Here is a 14,431-nt window from a genome sequence, read left to right on the forward strand (position 1 = left end):
TCATGATAAGGCTTAGGAAGGAAAATGGAAACTGTTTTTTTAGAGTGCTAAAAACGCGTGAAGTAAAAATCTGGAATCCTTTTCTCAATTTCAATGAACTTAGAACTAAAAGCAGAGGTCGCTGAAGAATTCTCCGGAAATCGATTGGATCGGTTCCTGAAATTTTCTTTTGGGGACGAAGTATCCCGTGCATCCATCCAAAAATGGATCGAGTCCGGCTATGTCCGCAATCAGGATCAAAAAATTCACGATAAGAGTTCCTGGAAGGTCAAAACCGGCGAGCAGTATTTCCTTTCCATTCCCCCAAGGCCTCCTCTCAATCTCGAACCGATCCCGATGGCGTTGCCCGTAATTTTAGAAAGGGAGAATTTTCTCATCATCCACAAACCGCCGGGAATTGCGAGCCACAGCGGACCGGGAGATCGCTCCCCAAGTTTGGTAAACGGACTGCTTTATCACTTTAAGGAATTGTCCAAGGCTGGGGGAGAAGCGCGACCGGGGATCGTACACCGCTTGGACAAGCCAACGGAAGGATTGATTCTTATCGCAAAAAACGACCGAGCCCACGGAAAACTTTCCGAGCTTTTCCGAAAGAGAGAAATCGAAAAGAAATACTACGCTTGGGTCCAAGGACATCCTCCTGAAGAAGAGGGAACCATCGACCTTCCGATCGCAAGACATCCGGTCGAGCGGTTGAAGATGACGATTTCACCCAAAGGAAGACGGTCGATAACTCATTACAAAGTTCTAAAGTACATCAATTCGCGTTCCGGAAGAAAATTCAGTTTCGTGGATATCGGATTGGAAACCGGACGTACACACCAGATCCGGATTCACTTTCAAAGTCAAAGATGTCCGGTAGTCGGGGACTTGTTGTATTCAAGAGCCGGTTCTCAGTACGAATCCTACGGATTGCAGTTAATTTCCTACCATCTCAAATTCAAAGATCCGTTTACGGGGGAAAAGATCGAAGCCGATCTGCCCTTGACCGAACGGTTTCTCAGGTTTGAGAAGAATGCTCCGCTATTCTAAGTCGAATTTTACTCTGATCCTTGCGGTCCGGTAAAACGGGAAAGTGTTCTCTGTAATCCAGAATCGTTTTCTTCCGAGCCTTGTAAAAAAGAATCGTTTCCGTTTCTTCTCCGGCATCCGCAAAATCTCCGTTAGGCGAAATTGCGAGAGAATGCCCGTTGTGATGAACGCTTTTGTTGTAACCGGCGATTCCGATTCGATTTACGCCGAAAACGTAGGCTTGGTTTTCGATCGCTCTCGTTTTCAAAATCAATTCCCAATGATGGATACGAGGAATCGGCCAATTCGCGTGAACGGTAAAAATGTCCGTATCACCGGCGACCCTACGGAAGATTTCCGGAAAACGAATATCATAACAGATAAACGGAGTGATTCTGAAACCGTTCAGATCGTAACTCACGATTTCGGAGCCGGAGCTGTAGTGACGGTCCTCTCCTCCGAACGTAAACGGATGAATTTTAGAATAACGTAATACGATTTCTCCGCTTGGAGCGATCACGCTGACCGTGTTGAACGGTTTCCCTTCGGGGTTTTTTTGAATCCAACCGGCGGAAATATAGGAATTCGCGTTTTTTGCGATTTCTCGGAGAAAGGTTTCGGTGGGCCCTTCGTTTGATTCCGCAATTCTTTCCGATCTCATCGTAAATCCGGTCGCGAAGGTTTCGGGAAGAAGAATCAAATCCGATTTTTCATTTCTATTTTTTTCAAGCGTAGAATGGATCAGCATTCGAACGTGGTCGTAGTTCGCGTCTTGGTTTTCCCAAGAAAGATCGCATTGTACAAGAGCAACGTTGAGTTCATCTGGCGTCAAAGACTTCTTCTCCCGAATAAAATCGTTTTAATCATAAGACCGCTTCGAAATGATTTTCAGGGCGGCTTTCGGAGGAAAATTTTCGATCGTACATTGTTTCGTCGGATTTTGAAAATCAAATCGAATTTGTTTCTCCGAAACCGGGCTCTCGGCTCCAGTCAATAAATTGCAAAGTCGGCTCGAAAAACTTCGCCTTTGATCGGAGGCAATTTATTGACTCCGCCTCCATCCCTGCCGCGTGAAAGCGCGGCGCTGAGTTCAACGAACAAAGTGAGTGGCCGCGTCGAATTATTATATCTTCTTTTTATTCTCGATTGCAAACTTGATTGTAAAGATCAATTTTTATTCTTCCGAATAAACGGTTTCTTGACAACCTTATGAAACTGAGGACGAATCGTGATTTCCGTAAAACCTAAATTTACCGGACCGGAAAGCGCGTATTCGAACGCACTGAGAATTTCGGAAACGTTCAGATACGAATTCGGATCATTGTCCTTTTCAAAATCCAAACGATCGTAAAAATCCGTGTCCGCAATATCCGGATTGATGCTGATCATTTTGACCCCCGCCTTACGGATTTCCTCGAATAAATTTAAACCGAAATGACGAAGGCCGGCCTTGGTTCCGGCGTAGGCCGCTCCCCGCACGGATTCTTTCAATGCGGCGATGGAATGGATCTGAAAAATCCATCCTTGATTTTTCTTTAAATCGCGTAAGAGCAGTTTGGCGATTAAAACCGGGGAAACGAAATTTACGACGAGCATTTCTTCCAATTCCCGATAGGCGATCTCTTCGTGAGGAGCAAAGTTTCCCAGACCGGCGTTGTTCACAAGAATTTTCAGGGGCGGTTCCTCTTTTAAAACATTCAATAATTCGAATTCGATTTTTTTCGTATCCGAAAGATCCAATCTTAGGTGACGATAAAGCTTCGATTCTTTCAACACGGAAGAATCCGGTTCTGTTCTCGCGATTCCGACGACTTTATAACCTTGAGAGATTAGAAATTCGGCGATCGATTTTCCGATTCCTTTGGATGAGCCGGTTACGATCGCCAAAGATCCGTTAGGTGCTTTATCGGTTTTCATTTCGATTCCATCTCGCTTGCAACCAGTCTGTGAATTTTTTCCCGAGGTACAAATGATTCCAATTCTTTTTCGACGATCGAAAACATTTCCCTTTCCAATTCTTCCGGATAGGATTTTACGCCGGCGCGGTTATCCATCGGAAGATAAAATAGATAAGAATCGGGTCTTCTCTTTTTGGAATTCTTAAAGTAATCCGAGTTCATCCGAAATACGCCCAAACTGACTTCTCTCAGTTTCTCTCCGGGAATTTCCGCAAAGATTTTTCGAACGAAATCGGGATAAATCTCGCGCCAATTCGGAACGTTTAAGATCGGATCCAGGCAAAGTCTCACTTGCCAACCCGCATTCAACGCTTCTTTTATATTTTTCAGACGGGATGAAAGTCTCGGAGTCAGCGGTTCGTGTTCGGCGACGACAAAATCGGGGGAAAGCGTCCAAGCAAGAATTACGTTGGGAGGGGGTTTTAGATCGGCGATCGATTTGAAGTTGGCGCTTTTGGTTCGGATTTCCACGATCAGATCCGGTTCCGTTTCGGCGAACGAAATCCATTCTTTACAATATCCTAATGTGTTTTCGAGCGCTAAAAGATCCGTATCGTACGAAATACAGAGGTACAACGGTTTGGAAAGTTTGAGCTGTTCCTTGGTTTCTTGGATGTATTCCTCGTTGTTTACGAAGACGACCAGATTCGCGGAAGAATACATTCCCTGAAGATAACAATAGGAACAGTTATAAAGACAATTCAACACGAGCGCGTTGTAATAAAAGAATTGATAACCGAAGTCCGGTGCCACTCCCGATCCGGAATATAAAAACTGTTCCTTGCGCTTTGCCAGAATCAGTTTCGGACTTCTTTTTTGAGCCTGAAAATTCTGTGCGGAAGGATTGAACACTTCTTTGTAAGAATCGACGAGGATCACATTCGAATCCGGAAACTTGGAAAGAATTTCCGACGTCCTCGGATGATTCTTTGCGGATTCTTCCACATAGATATGAGAGAATCGTTTAGAACTGATAAAATTTTCGGAGTGCATTCAGTCCCTTCTTTCCTTCTTCTCTCGTTTTGACCCGCGTTTGGTCCGCATCTAAAATCCCGTTCGTGTTTTTCAAAAAAGCGAGTCCCGGTTCGCAGGAATTACCGGTCCTAATTTTATAGCCGATCATCCAATTTTTCAACTGAATCGCCTCCGTTTCGGATAAACGAAGCATGTCGCTGATTTCGTTGAATGCGAAATTCTCTTCCGGTTGTAAACGGACTTCTTCGCTTGCGTAAACCGGAATGGAAAGAATCGTTTGAACCTTCGGGATCGATTCCGCGATCAATTTCGAAATTCGATCCGTAACCGCAAGTTCTTTGAAAGATTCAAATTTTGTAAAGTGATCGGAAACGGTTTTTACGATTCGGATTTTATCTCCGGTCAGGAATTTTCGTGCGGCTTGAAAAAAACCGAACGCTTCCATATCGACTAACGTATTCGGGAGTTCCTTCGTCTCATTTTCGAAAACCGGCCGATCCACGGTAATCAAGGAGGATTCCGGGATGGAATGTCGAAAAAGAATATCGGGATAAACGTTCTTTCCCGATCCTTGATCGGTGATCTTATGGATCAAAAACGATTCTCCGATTTCGGACAACTGCTTCGGGGCGCCGCAGATTCCCAGATTTAAGATCCAAGAAGTTTCTCGGATTGAAGTTTTGAATTCGTTTAATAAATATGTGACCGACATCGCGGAATGAATTTTTCCCGTTCCGGAAACGACGAGAGCGTAGTTCTCGTTTTGATAGACCGGAAACGGTATTTGGTCCCGAAGAATTTTCAAACCTAGAGTTTCGATCCAAGGTTTTGCTTCCGGGAAAAGCGCGACGGAAATAAAAATCATCTTTCTTTCTTGATACCGGAACATAGAATCTGGGACAAGAGAGAAATCATCGAAACGAAAGAAAAGGAGTCTTTCATGGATTTGATCGAAAAGGTAAAAAGAGAATTTTGGCCGAAGCTGAAATCGGTCGTATCCAAGATTCCGTTTACGGAGGATCTGATCGCGCTTTATTATTCCATGATGGATCCCGAAACCCCCTTAAGAACCAAACTCGTGATTGCCGGCGCGTTGGCTTATTTTATTTCCCCGTTGGATGCGGTTCCGGATTTTATTCCCGGCGCCGGATTTCTGGATGACGCGGGAGTGATTGCGGCGGTACTGGCAAGTGTTCAATCCGCGATCCGCGAAGAACATAGAGATAAGGCGAGAAAATTTCTGGAGAACGAATGAGCTTAGACAACGAAATCAAAATCAGATACGAACATTTCCTGAACTTCGTTCCGAAGGTCATGGAATTTTTAGCGTCCACTCAGGAAGAAAACGATCTCGATATCGGTTACAAAGGAGAAATTGATCTCGTTACAAAAGCGGACAAGGGTTCGGAAGAAAGAATCATTTCCGAAATCGATCGAATGTTTCCGACCGACGGTATTCTCGGCGAAGAAGGAACGGACAAAAAAGGAAGTTCGATTTTTAAATGGATCATCGATCCTTTGGACGGGACCGTAAATTATTCTCACAGACTTCCGTTGTACTGCGCTTGCATCGGATTGGAAAATCAGGAAAGCGGAGAAGTTGTGATGGGAATCGTTCCTCTTCCGGGTATGAACGAAATCTATCACGCTCGAAAAAACCACGGAGCGTTTAAGAATCAAAAAAAGATCTCCGTTTCTAAAACGAAGGAGCTGAAACAATCCCTGCTTTCGACTGGATTTCCATACGATCGCGAAAAGAAAATCGATCGATTGATGTTCTATTACAGAAACTTTTTATTGAAGACAAGAGGAGTTCGAAGAACGGGTGCGGCCGGTTTGGATCTTTGTTGGGTCGCGGAAGGAAGGTTCGACGCGTTTTGGGAAGAAGGTTTAAAACCTTGGGACATGGCGGCTCCTTCGATCATTCTTACCGAAGCGGGCGGAAAAATGTCCACGTATGACGGGAACACGTTTACTCCGTACATTCCGAATGTTGTTGCAAGCAACACGCTACTTCACGAAAAGATGATGGAAGGAATGCAGGAATATCTGAGAATTCCTACATGAATTGCGACCCATAGGGAGCAATTTGCTGAGTTTTTGCCGCGAAAGCGTTTCGCTGAGTTATTGCGACCTATCGAACGACCTATCGAACGACCCGTAGGGAGTGAGATAGTGAGATCCGAGTTTAAGACGTTTCGCTGAGTTTTCGATTGTTTTTAGTAGAAGGATGAGACTCGATCTTTGACTTCGGCCGTTTTCCATTTTGTTAAGCGAATTGTTCCGTTTCGGGTTTTTGGAAGCCTACGGATCGAACGATTTCAAATCCCGACGTATTTTTTCTGAATCGTCTTTTCGATCAACCGCAGTAACTTTTCTTTAACCGTATCGGCGTTGAAATTCAGCTCCACGTATCTCTTACCGTTTTTACCGAGAATCATCGATTCATCGGGATGATTTAGAATATAATCCAAGGTCGCGAAAAAGCTCTTTTGATCGGAATAAAAAAGACCTCCGTTGCTTCGAAGGCAATGGCCTTTTAGAACGTCCGATTTTCCGTTTACCAAAACCGGTTTTTCTTTCAGCCAAGCTTCCATCAAAACGATCGAAAAACTTTCCAACGGGGAGGAGTTAATCAGGCAAACACAACGTTCCAGAAGGTCGAGTTTTACTTGTTCTTCCACAAAACCGAGAAATTCTATATTCTGATTTTCTAAAATTCGATTCGGAATTTTGGAAGCGATCTTTCCTACGATCTTAAGTTTGTGCGGAAGTTCCGTGTTCTTTTTCCATTCCGCGAACCATTCCGCCATTTCCAAAAAACCTTTTCCCTGATCCACGCGGCCCACGTAGAGAAGAAACGGAGCTTTTTCGGAGGTCGTTGCTTCTCCCTTTTGCGAAACGGCTTTGGTACGGACTTGTTCTTTTTCTTTCGACGACATTGGATTCGATCCGGAGATTCCGGAACGTTCGGGAACATTCGATTTTGCAATGTCCGTATAACGACTTAGATCGAGGTTCATTCCCGTAATCGAATAGATACTCGGCTTAAATCCGAGAATGTTTCGAAACACTTCCAATTCTTCCGGAGTATTAAACGAATACGAACTCTGATCCGTTAGAACTTCCTTATATACAGGAAGATACGCCGGAGCTTCGTCGTGAAACGTAGGAACGACGATCGACTTTTCGGCAACCAAAGGAGTTCCAAAAACCAGAGGATAATAAAGATAACTCACGAAGAAAAAAACGTCGAACTCGCTTTTTCTCGTTTCGATGAATTGAATCAGCTCGGGAACGTAAGGGCCTTGCTCTTCGAGCCAATATTGAACGTTCTCCTTATTCTGAAGGGAAGGTTCCTCCAAAATCTTTTTCGAAAGCTTGTTGAACTTATCTATGTTTCTTTGTTTTTCAACGGTAAATTGTAGAACGTTGTATTTGCCGCCTAAGGAAGAATTTCTTTCTTCGATCAAAATCGGTTTGGCGGAGTTGTTTGCTTCCTGGAAAAAATTCTTTCCTTGAATCGAAATCGAATTTTTCCAAGTGATATAATCCAAGCTGCGAGTCGTTAAGACAGTGATTTCGAATTCGGAGGCAAGAAGTTCAACGAACTGAAAGATGAGTTTTTCCGATCCTCCGGAAACCTTGTCCGAAAAAATCGGAGATACGACCGCGATTTTTTTAAGAGAGGGCTTCAATCGTTTTCCTGAGAACGGATTTCGAATCCGTCTTTTTGAATTCTTCAAGACGCAAATCCTGTCCTTTCAGAATTTGATCCTTAAAGGAAGAATCGGTCAAAATCTTATTCAAAAGAATCGCGAGATCCGGAAATTTTTTTTCGTGAAAAAGAACGCCGGCTTCGTTTAACGTTTCGGGAACCGCGCCTCCGGCGTACGCGAGAATGGGAATTCGATGGACCATCGCTTCGATCAAAGGAACGCAAAAACCTTCGTGTTCGCTCATCGAAACGAAAGCGTCCGCTTCCTGATATAGATTGTTGAGTTCCGCATCGGAAAGAAAACCGGTGATCAAAACGTTTTGACGAAGATCGTAAAAATCCAACATGCGTTCCAGTTCTTCGCGATACAGATACAATTCTCTCGAACTAAAACCTGCGAGATAAAATTGGAACTTATCCCCGATCATCGATTTATACGCGTAGGCAAGACGAATCAAATCGTCTTGCCTTTTGTTCGGAGTGATTCTTCCCACAAAAAGAATTTTTTTGATTTCCGAATCCGTTTTGGAGATCTTGGAAAAGTTCTCGGACAACTGATATGTGATCGGAAGAATCTGCACATTCTGAAAACCTAATTCTTCCAGCTCCTGCTGATTGAATTTGGAGACCGCAAAGACGAGATCGAATCTATCCTTCATCTCCCTCAATTCTTCACGTCCCTTTTTCAAAAGATAACTCATCTTGAGATCGTACGACTCGAAGAAATGATGCGGAGTCACGTTATGATAAATGAGAATTCTCGGGGAACGAAAGGTTCTCAAAAATTCAAAAACCCCCGAATGAATCGAATGATGATAAAACAAGATGTCCTTCGAGGATTTGTCGTATGTTTTGTATTTTTTTACGAACGGAAATTTCGACGCGCCGATGTTTTCCGAATAAATGTCTCCTTTATATTCCAAATCCTTTAAGTAGTTGCGGATTTCCTGCATCTCGTTGCTGATCGCGTCGCCCGGATTAAAACCCGCGGAAAACTGTTGGACCTGTCTCATGCAAGAACCTTCTCTCGAAAAAGAGCTTCGAACGGAAAGGAATTGTATTCTCCGATGATTTCCTTTTCGTTTTCCGAAATTCGTTCGCGGAGCGTTTTGTTTTCGAGAAGATTGTCCACGAGTCCCGCGAGCACATCCATCGCCAATGCCGATTTGTCTTTGAACAAGACGCCGCCCGTTTTCATCGTTTCCGGGGTTGCGCCCGCGTGATACGAAATTACCGGAATGCCGGCGCCGAACGCTTCCAGAACGGGAATGTTGAATCCTTCATGTTCGCTCATACAAACGTATAAATCCATCGAGTTCAAAAAGGTTTCCATTTCCGTATCGTTGGCGTTTAGCCGGATTTGGACGTTCCCCATCAAACGTTTCTGGAGAATGATCTTTTTTAGAAAAATATAATATTCTTCGAATACCTTAGGAACGCTCCCGCAGATCAAAAGCTGTACGTTCTGTCTGAACTTCAAAATCGATTCGAGCATTCTCAAAAGGTCTTCCATTTTTTTGTTCGGTGAAATTCTTCCGATAAATCCGATCGTGAATTCCCGTTTGTCCTTTGTGCTTTTATCGCGGATCGAATATTTGCGAACGATCGGAAGAACCAGCGTATTCATGATTCCCAAGGATTGCAGAAAGTTCGCATTGAACGGCGAAGAAGGCAAAAACAAATCGGTTTCGTTTTTGAGGGAATACAGTTCCAAGAGGGAACGTTTTTCTTCGAGTTGGAGCGTGTTGTAGATTTCGGAACTTACGAAATTCTTAAAGTAGATTGCAGGCGTAAAACTCTGATAACGAACGATTTTTTTTCCCGGTAAATTCCGAAACCAATCGAGAGGATAACCGCAACCGCCGTAATTCAAAATATGAATATCGTCTTTGGAGAATCGGGAAAGAACGGGATGCGTTTCGATCGGAAAGGTTTCTTTCGAGAAATTTTTCAGACATACGATGGAATTGGGAACCCCGATCTTTTCTAAAACCGAGTGAATTCCTTTGATGTCGTTTCCGATTCCGTCACCGTCCCGAAACTCGGTGACGTGCTGATAGACTTTCATTTTCGAAACGAGAGGACGGTAAACCCGTCTTCCGATTTTTTTTCTATAATGTTTCTAAAACCGAGTTGTTTGAGATAATCCCGAATCAAAGGCTCTTGTATTTTCGTAAGTCGCAACGGTAAAAATGGAGAAGGGTAATTCGAGTTTTCGTTGGAAAAACGGAATCGAATTTCCGTTCCGGAAGCGACTCCCAGACTCAGGGAACGAAGCGCTTTTTCGATCAGCCAATGCGGGTGTATGGATAAATTTTCAGATATTATAATTTTAGAATATACCGAGCAATTTTTCGGAATCGCTCCGGGTTCTTGAAGCTGAATGTTCGTAGTGATCGAACCGCGAATGAATTCTTCGCAAGTTTTGTTCCAAGTGACCGAATCGAACTGTGATCCGAGTTTTAAAAGCTGCTTTAGAATCTTCCCCCAACCAGGCGATAATACCAAAACTTTTTCGGAAGGATCGATCGATTCCAAAAGAAAGTTTTCGCTTTCTTCCACAAACCCTTCCGAGTAAAGATTTTCGTTGGCCCAAAGGAATTCGGGTCGAACTTCCTTTCCGATCGCTTGATTCCATTCTAAAAATTCGGAATAAAAGGATTCCATCTTCCGTTTCAGATTCTGGTTTTCGGAACGGATCAAAATGAGTTCGTGCAACACGCTGTAAAACGCGCGCGTTCTATTTTCCGAAAGTTTTTTGTCCAAGAAAGAATAGAATTCCGCGAATCGGATCAAAAGCCATTTGAGAGGTCCGCGTACGAACCAAAGTTTCGGATTGGAGAATTTAGGAGGGGCGATTCCCTTTTCAAAAAGATGCGCGATTTCCGCCGGATCAAAATCCCGATATCCTTCCGGACTAGGAGGGGAAAATTTCCAATGAGTGAGTTTCTCTATGTCTTCTTTTGTGGAAGGATTTTTTTTGAGCTTGGATTCGATCTCTTCCATAATTTCGCGGACGTTGATCCGAGAATCTCTGATTTCGAATAGTTCCTGAAATTTATCTTCCATGCTCAAAAGGGGAGAGAATTTTATTCGATTGTTTTTTATTCATTTTCTAAAACAACAGTATTTTTACGGAAAACCGAGAATTCTATGAAGTGTTTGATAACGGGAGCGGCGGGGTTCGTCGGCGGTTACCTGCTGAAGGAACTCAAAGAATCCTATACAGATTTTTTAGGGATCGGAATTCAACCCGGGCCGGACATAGAAGCGGATCTTGCTCTTCCTAGATCCTATCGCTCTTCCGTTTGCGACATACGAAATCCGGAACAAGTCCGTTCCATCATTCATGACTTTTCACCGGATACAGTTTTTCATTTGGCGGCTCAGCCTTTTGTACCGAGAGCCGTGGAAGATCCGGGTGAAACCTTGGAGATCAACGTTCACGGAACGTTGAATATTTTGGAATCGCTGCGTTCCTTAAAAAAGAAAGTTCGTTTCGTTTATATCTCGTCTTCCGACGTGTACGGAAACGTCCCCGAGTCTTGTCTCCCGGTGCAAGAATCGATTTTACCCGCGCCATTGAATCCGTATTCTTCCTCCAAGGCTTGCGCAGAAATTTATTGCCTACAATATCATCGATGGATTCCGGAACTCGAAGTCGTGATCGCGAGACCGTTCAATCACACCGGTCCGAGACAAAGTCTGAATTTCGTGATTCCTAATTTTTGTTCTCAGGTTTTGGAAGCTTTGAAAAAGCCGGAAGCTGAAAGAAAAATCTTAGTCGGAGACCTTTCGTCTACGAGGGATTTTTTGGATGTGAGAGACGTTGTGTGTGCGTATCGAATTCTCGCGGAGAAGGGAAAGCCCGGAGAAATTTATAATATCTGTTCCGGTCAGGAAGTCGTGATTCGGGATGTCTTGGATCGGATCATTTCCGAATCGGGAAAAAAAATTCCGGTCGAAGTGGATTCTTCCCGTTTTCGTCCCGCGGAGATGAAACGTTTGTCCGGGGATAACAGTAAACTTCGAACGCTCGGATGGAAACCTGCCTTCGGTTTAACGGAAACGATCCGAGACGTGTACCAATGGGTAGCGAGATGAGCGCCCCATAGGAAGCGAAGGTGCTGAGTTTTAACAGGTGGCGGGAAAAAATCCCGAAAATTCTCCTTATCACAAAAGTCCACATTCCTCAACGATAAAAATTTCCGTTTCCAATGTAGGAACTCCTACATCACATTCAAAAACTCTAAAGCGCCGAACCTTTCCAAGTTTTGATTCCGCTTCCTTCGATCGGAAACGGATCGCCTAAATATTTCGGATTCGTTTTAAACAAATTCATATCGACCCACGCCAAGGTTCTCGCAAAAAATTCCCGGAACCTGCTGAACGGACCGCTCGTATAAATTCTCCGATCGGATTCGAACGCCTGAAATTTCAAACCGATCTTGTTCGCCAAAAACGCGGCCCGAGGCTGATAGATTCTCTGACTCACAAAGATCAGATCCTTGACCTGAAAAATTTCTTTCGCACGAACCAAAGTATCCAAGGTTCGAAAACCCGCATGATCGACGAATATGTCTCTTTCATTCACTTGATTCTTAAGAATGTAGAGCAGCATCGGTTTCACTTCGTTGTAATAAATCGAACCGTTGTCTCCCGAAAGAAGAATCTTTCTCACCTTTCCCTGATGATACAATTCCAAGGCGCAATCCAAACGGTCTTTTAAAACCGCGGATGGTTCGTTTTTATAAACGGAGGCGCCCGGAACGACGGCAACGGTCGCCGGTCTCGCGGATCGATGATTCTGATATTTTTCCGTGTGAAGATACGATTCTTCGAAACTAAAATCGATTGCGATCGGTGCGGCAATTAAAAGCGCCAGAAGTAAAAGCGCCCCCGTATAAAATTTCGATTTTTTGAAGAAGTTTAGGTTCAACGTTTCGTCCGAATTCGTCAAAATCAGGAATAGATTTGGATAGGCTAACGTGCGGGAATTGAAGGGAGAATCCCTTTTTTTCTTTTCAACGGATCGGAACGGGGAAAAATTTTCTAAATAGGAAACAAACCATTGAGCCGCGGGTCTTATCGAATGAGCAAATACCTCATGAATCTCCTGAATTCATTTCTCAGACTTACCGTCGCCGGTTGCTTCTTGGCGCCGGCGGTGACTTTTTCTCAGGAACTCACCATAGGACTTCGTTCCGGTACCGATTCCAATCCTCCGCCCGTCAAACAACTTGCACCGATACGTCAGCTGAGAAGTTTCGGTCTCGTTTTCGGAAACGTGGATACGGTCAGAGAACGATTCGCTCTTTCCGAAAAACAATTGGATGAAATTTCCAAAATCAACGAGAAGCACAAACAAGAACACTTTCGCTGGCTTCAAAAAATTTCTCCCATCGAGATCGAACTCGAGGGACTTTTGATGGAGTCTAACGTGGATTTAACGAAGATCCGCAAGCTTCTCGTAGAGATCGGAAAATATACGGCGGAGATTCGTATCAATCAAATCTCGCATCGTCTTGCTATCGAAAAAGTATTAACTCAGGACCAAAAATCCAAAATCAAAGCACCCTCCGCTCCACCGGAGTCCGGATTCCCCGTGAATCTTTTTTCTCCGGAGAGAATCATCCTTCCTTTACAAGGAATTTTACACTGAGGTACCAATGGACCAAAAAGAATTTACCGAATTGATCGATTCGACAAAACATATCGTACTTTCGGCAATTAAGAAGAATCTATTCGAGGAATTCCACGATTCCATCGACGACGTCGTGCAGGAAACGTATTTCCGCGCGTATAAAAGTCTTTCAGCGAATAAGTTTCGCGGAGATTCTTCCGTAAGCACATGGCTTTATACGATCGCAAGAAACGAATCTCTGAGAATGAATCAAAAAAGATCCAGACAAACCGCGCTTGCAAGCAAGTTGAAAGAAAAAGTGATCCTGGATAATTCCATTCAAGAAAAAGAGGCGGCTTCGGCCAGCTTCACCGATTTTGAATTGAAAGATCTTTTAGCTATGCTTCCATGGAAGTATAAATCTGTGTTGAGTCTTGTCGGCGAAGGATATAAAGAACAACAGATCGCCGAAAAGTTGAGTATTCCCGAAGGAACCGTAAAGTCCCGGGCGTTTCGCGGAAAACAAATGCTGAAAAAGATTTTCGTAGATAACAAATAGAGTGAGAGATAGGATTTATTCGGTATGAAATCGAACGGATTCGATAAAGAAATTTCGGACAGACTTTGTAGCAAGGTCTGGAGTTCCAAAATCTGCGACGCGGTTTACAAAAGACGCCGCTGGAGAATGATTCAACTTGCGTTTATCACGTTCTTAACCGCATTCTTCTCCACTTCCTTCGTATGGCTGACGTTTTTTGAAAACAGCGGTCCTACGATCGCACGCAACGAACTTCAGTCTTGGGTTCAAGAACAAATCTATGGAACGACTGCGGAAGCGGAATCCAAGGTTCACAACGTTTTTTATAAGGAATCGGAAATGCCTCAAACCGGCGCGCCGGTTTCTTTGGATGTGGACACTTTGATCGAGGCTTCCTTAGATCGCAGATAATATGGGTGAATCGGTTCGAAGGTCTTTCGTCGTTCGAACCTAAAACGTGTGTAACAGGACGTTTCGTTTCGGACCGTCCGACCGAATCGAAATGTATTCGAGAATTTTGAATTCTCCATTTAAAAAATAGAGGCGGCTGTTTTTTACGAATGCCGTCGTAGTAAAGTGTCTCGGCTGGAATCCGGATTTTCCGGAAA

The 14,431-nt window shown here is 43.8% G+C and carries 16 protein-coding genes; 7 read left to right on the forward strand and 9 right to left on the reverse strand.

Annotated elements, in window-relative coordinates; translation table 11 throughout:
* Nucleotides 1–93: 93 nt before the first annotated feature.
* Entirely contained in the window at nt 94–1,032 is a 939-nt protein-coding gene (locus LFX25_RS00880) for an RluA family pseudouridine synthase (RefSeq protein ID WP_135778873.1), read from the forward strand.
* On the opposite strand, the gene LFX25_RS00885 is transcribed toward LFX25_RS00880, so the two are convergent.
* The 4 genes from LFX25_RS00885 to LFX25_RS00900 all read right to left on the reverse strand — a co-directional run bounded on the left by LFX25_RS00885 (nt 1,001) and on the right by LFX25_RS00900 (nt 4,809).
* On the reverse strand, nt 1,001–1,843 hold the full coding sequence (locus LFX25_RS00885; RefSeq protein WP_238728421.1) for a carbon-nitrogen family hydrolase: 843 nt from the start codon (nt 1,841–1,843) through the stop codon (nt 1,001–1,003). The genes LFX25_RS00880 and LFX25_RS00885 overlap by 32 nt on opposite strands.
* 335 nt (nt 1,844–2,178) lie before the next feature.
* Nucleotides 2,179–2,928 carry an SDR family oxidoreductase gene (locus LFX25_RS00890; protein WP_238728422.1) on the reverse strand — a complete coding sequence of 250 codons (750 nt, stop codon included), beginning with the start codon at nt 2,926–2,928 and terminating at the stop codon, nt 2,179–2,181.
* Nucleotides 2,925–3,962, reverse strand: coding sequence for an SPL family radical SAM protein (locus LFX25_RS00895; RefSeq protein WP_238728423.1), 1,038 nt, complete (start codon nt 3,960–3,962; stop codon nt 2,925–2,927). Before LFX25_RS00895 ends, LFX25_RS00890 begins: the two co-directional genes overlap by 4 nt.
* The gene (locus tag LFX25_RS00900) at nt 3,934–4,809 is read right to left on the reverse strand and encodes a 5'-methylthioadenosine/S-adenosylhomocysteine nucleosidase family protein (protein WP_238728424.1); all 876 of its coding nucleotides are present in this window, start codon (nt 4,807–4,809) and stop codon (nt 3,934–3,936) included. Before LFX25_RS00900 ends, LFX25_RS00895 begins: the two co-directional genes overlap by 29 nt.
* Nucleotides 4,810–4,884: 75 nt before the next feature.
* Between LFX25_RS00900 and LFX25_RS00905 the strand changes: the two genes are divergently transcribed.
* Both LFX25_RS00905 and LFX25_RS00910 read left to right on the forward strand, forming a co-directional pair.
* Nucleotides 4,885–5,199, forward strand: a complete 315-nt coding sequence (locus LFX25_RS00905) for a YkvA family protein (protein WP_238728425.1) — start codon at nt 4,885–4,887, stop codon at nt 5,197–5,199.
* A complete protein-coding gene (locus tag LFX25_RS00910) occupies nt 5,196–6,011 on the forward strand; it encodes an inositol monophosphatase family protein (protein ID WP_238728426.1) in 816 nt (271 codons plus the stop codon). The genes LFX25_RS00905 and LFX25_RS00910 overlap by 4 nt, the downstream gene beginning before the upstream one ends.
* A gap of 254 nt (nt 6,012–6,265) precedes the next feature.
* Here LFX25_RS00910 and LFX25_RS00915 read toward each other — a convergent pair whose 3' ends face one another.
* Genes LFX25_RS00915 through LFX25_RS00930 form a run of 4 tightly spaced genes read right to left on the reverse strand, consistent with a single transcriptional unit; the run spans nt 6,266 to nt 10,731 of the window.
* The gene (locus LFX25_RS00915) at nt 6,266–7,642 is read right to left on the reverse strand and encodes a glycosyltransferase family 4 protein (protein ID WP_238728427.1); all 1,377 of its coding nucleotides are present in this window, start codon (nt 7,640–7,642) and stop codon (nt 6,266–6,268) included.
* Nucleotides 7,626–8,675: a glycosyltransferase family 4 protein gene (locus LFX25_RS00920; protein ID WP_238728428.1), complete on the reverse strand. Its 1,050-nt coding sequence runs from the start codon at nt 8,673–8,675 to the stop codon at nt 7,626–7,628. The genes LFX25_RS00915 and LFX25_RS00920 overlap by 17 nt, the downstream gene beginning before the upstream one ends.
* The gene (locus LFX25_RS00925; RefSeq protein WP_238728429.1) at nt 8,672–9,730 is read right to left on the reverse strand and encodes a glycosyltransferase family 4 protein; all 1,059 of its coding nucleotides are present in this window, start codon (nt 9,728–9,730) and stop codon (nt 8,672–8,674) included. Before LFX25_RS00925 ends, LFX25_RS00920 begins: the two co-directional genes overlap by 4 nt.
* On the reverse strand, nt 9,727–10,731 hold the full coding sequence (locus LFX25_RS00930) for an LIC_10202 family protein (RefSeq protein ID WP_238728430.1): 1,005 nt from the start codon (nt 10,729–10,731) through the stop codon (nt 9,727–9,729). The genes LFX25_RS00925 and LFX25_RS00930 overlap by 4 nt, the downstream gene beginning before the upstream one ends.
* A gap of 84 nt (nt 10,732–10,815) precedes the next feature.
* Here LFX25_RS00930 and LFX25_RS00935 point away from each other — a divergent pair, with 84 nt between their 5' ends.
* Nucleotides 10,816–11,766 (forward strand): GDP-mannose 4,6-dehydratase, encoded by a 951-nt coding sequence (locus tag LFX25_RS00935; RefSeq protein WP_238728431.1) that lies wholly within the window; start codon nt 10,816–10,818, stop codon nt 11,764–11,766.
* A gap of 145 nt (nt 11,767–11,911) precedes the next feature.
* Here LFX25_RS00935 and LFX25_RS00940 read toward each other — a convergent pair whose 3' ends face one another.
* Nucleotides 11,912–12,601 carry a SanA/YdcF family protein gene (locus tag LFX25_RS00940; protein WP_238728432.1) on the reverse strand — a complete coding sequence of 230 codons (690 nt, stop codon included), beginning with the start codon at nt 12,599–12,601 and terminating at the stop codon, nt 11,912–11,914.
* Nucleotides 12,602–12,769: 168 nt separating this feature from the next.
* Between LFX25_RS00940 and LFX25_RS00945 the strand changes: the two genes are divergently transcribed.
* The 3 genes from LFX25_RS00945 to LFX25_RS00955 are packed head-to-tail and all read left to right on the forward strand — an operon-like array spanning nt 12,770 to nt 14,234.
* Complete coding sequence (locus LFX25_RS00945) at nt 12,770–13,324, forward strand: Spy/CpxP family protein refolding chaperone (protein ID WP_238731462.1); 555 nt, start codon at nt 12,770–12,772, stop codon at nt 13,322–13,324.
* Nucleotides 13,325–13,331: 7 nt separating this feature from the next.
* A complete protein-coding gene (locus LFX25_RS00950) occupies nt 13,332–13,844 on the forward strand; it encodes an RNA polymerase sigma factor (RefSeq protein ID WP_118954325.1) in 513 nt (170 codons plus the stop codon).
* Between the two features lie 24 nt (nt 13,845–13,868).
* Entirely contained in the window at nt 13,869–14,234 is a 366-nt protein-coding gene (locus LFX25_RS00955) for a hypothetical protein (protein ID WP_238728433.1), read from the forward strand.
* Nucleotides 14,235–14,431: the final 197 nt, after the last annotated feature.

The organism is Leptospira sanjuanensis, assembly GCF_022267325.1.
GTDB lineage: Bacteria > Spirochaetota > Leptospiria > Leptospirales > Leptospiraceae > Leptospira > Leptospira sanjuanensis.

Coding starts and splice junctions, on each gene's coding strand:
- LFX25_RS00920 (WP_238728428.1), bottom strand. CDS start 8,675: ATGAGACAGGTCCAACAGTTTTCCGCGGGTTTTAATCCGGGCGACGCG.
- LFX25_RS00930 (WP_238728430.1), bottom strand. CDS start 10,731: ATGGAAGATAAATTTCAGGAACTATTCGAAATCAGAGATTCTCGGATC.
- LFX25_RS00905 (WP_238728425.1), top strand. CDS start 4,885: ATGGATTTGATCGAAAAGGTAAAAAGAGAATTTTGGCCGAAGCTGAAA.
- LFX25_RS00910 (WP_238728426.1), top strand. CDS start 5,196: ATGAGCTTAGACAACGAAATCAAAATCAGATACGAACATTTCCTGAAC.
- LFX25_RS00945 (WP_238731462.1), top strand. CDS start 12,770: ATGAATCTCCTGAATTCATTTCTCAGACTTACCGTCGCCGGTTGCTTC.
- LFX25_RS00935 (WP_238728431.1), top strand. CDS start 10,816: ATGAAGTGTTTGATAACGGGAGCGGCGGGGTTCGTCGGCGGTTACCTG.
- LFX25_RS00950 (WP_118954325.1), top strand. CDS start 13,332: ATGGACCAAAAAGAATTTACCGAATTGATCGATTCGACAAAACATATC.
- LFX25_RS00925 (WP_238728429.1), bottom strand. CDS start 9,730: ATGAAAGTCTATCAGCACGTCACCGAGTTTCGGGACGGTGACGGAATC.
- LFX25_RS00895 (WP_238728423.1), bottom strand. CDS start 3,962: ATGCACTCCGAAAATTTTATCAGTTCTAAACGATTCTCTCATATCTAT.
- LFX25_RS00900 (WP_238728424.1), bottom strand. CDS start 4,809: ATGATTTTTATTTCCGTCGCGCTTTTCCCGGAAGCAAAACCTTGGATC.
- LFX25_RS00955 (WP_238728433.1), top strand. CDS start 13,869: ATGAAATCGAACGGATTCGATAAAGAAATTTCGGACAGACTTTGTAGC.
- LFX25_RS00880 (WP_135778873.1), top strand. CDS start 94: ATGAACTTAGAACTAAAAGCAGAGGTCGCTGAAGAATTCTCCGGAAAT.
- LFX25_RS00890 (WP_238728422.1), bottom strand. CDS start 2,928: ATGAAAACCGATAAAGCACCTAACGGATCTTTGGCGATCGTAACCGGC.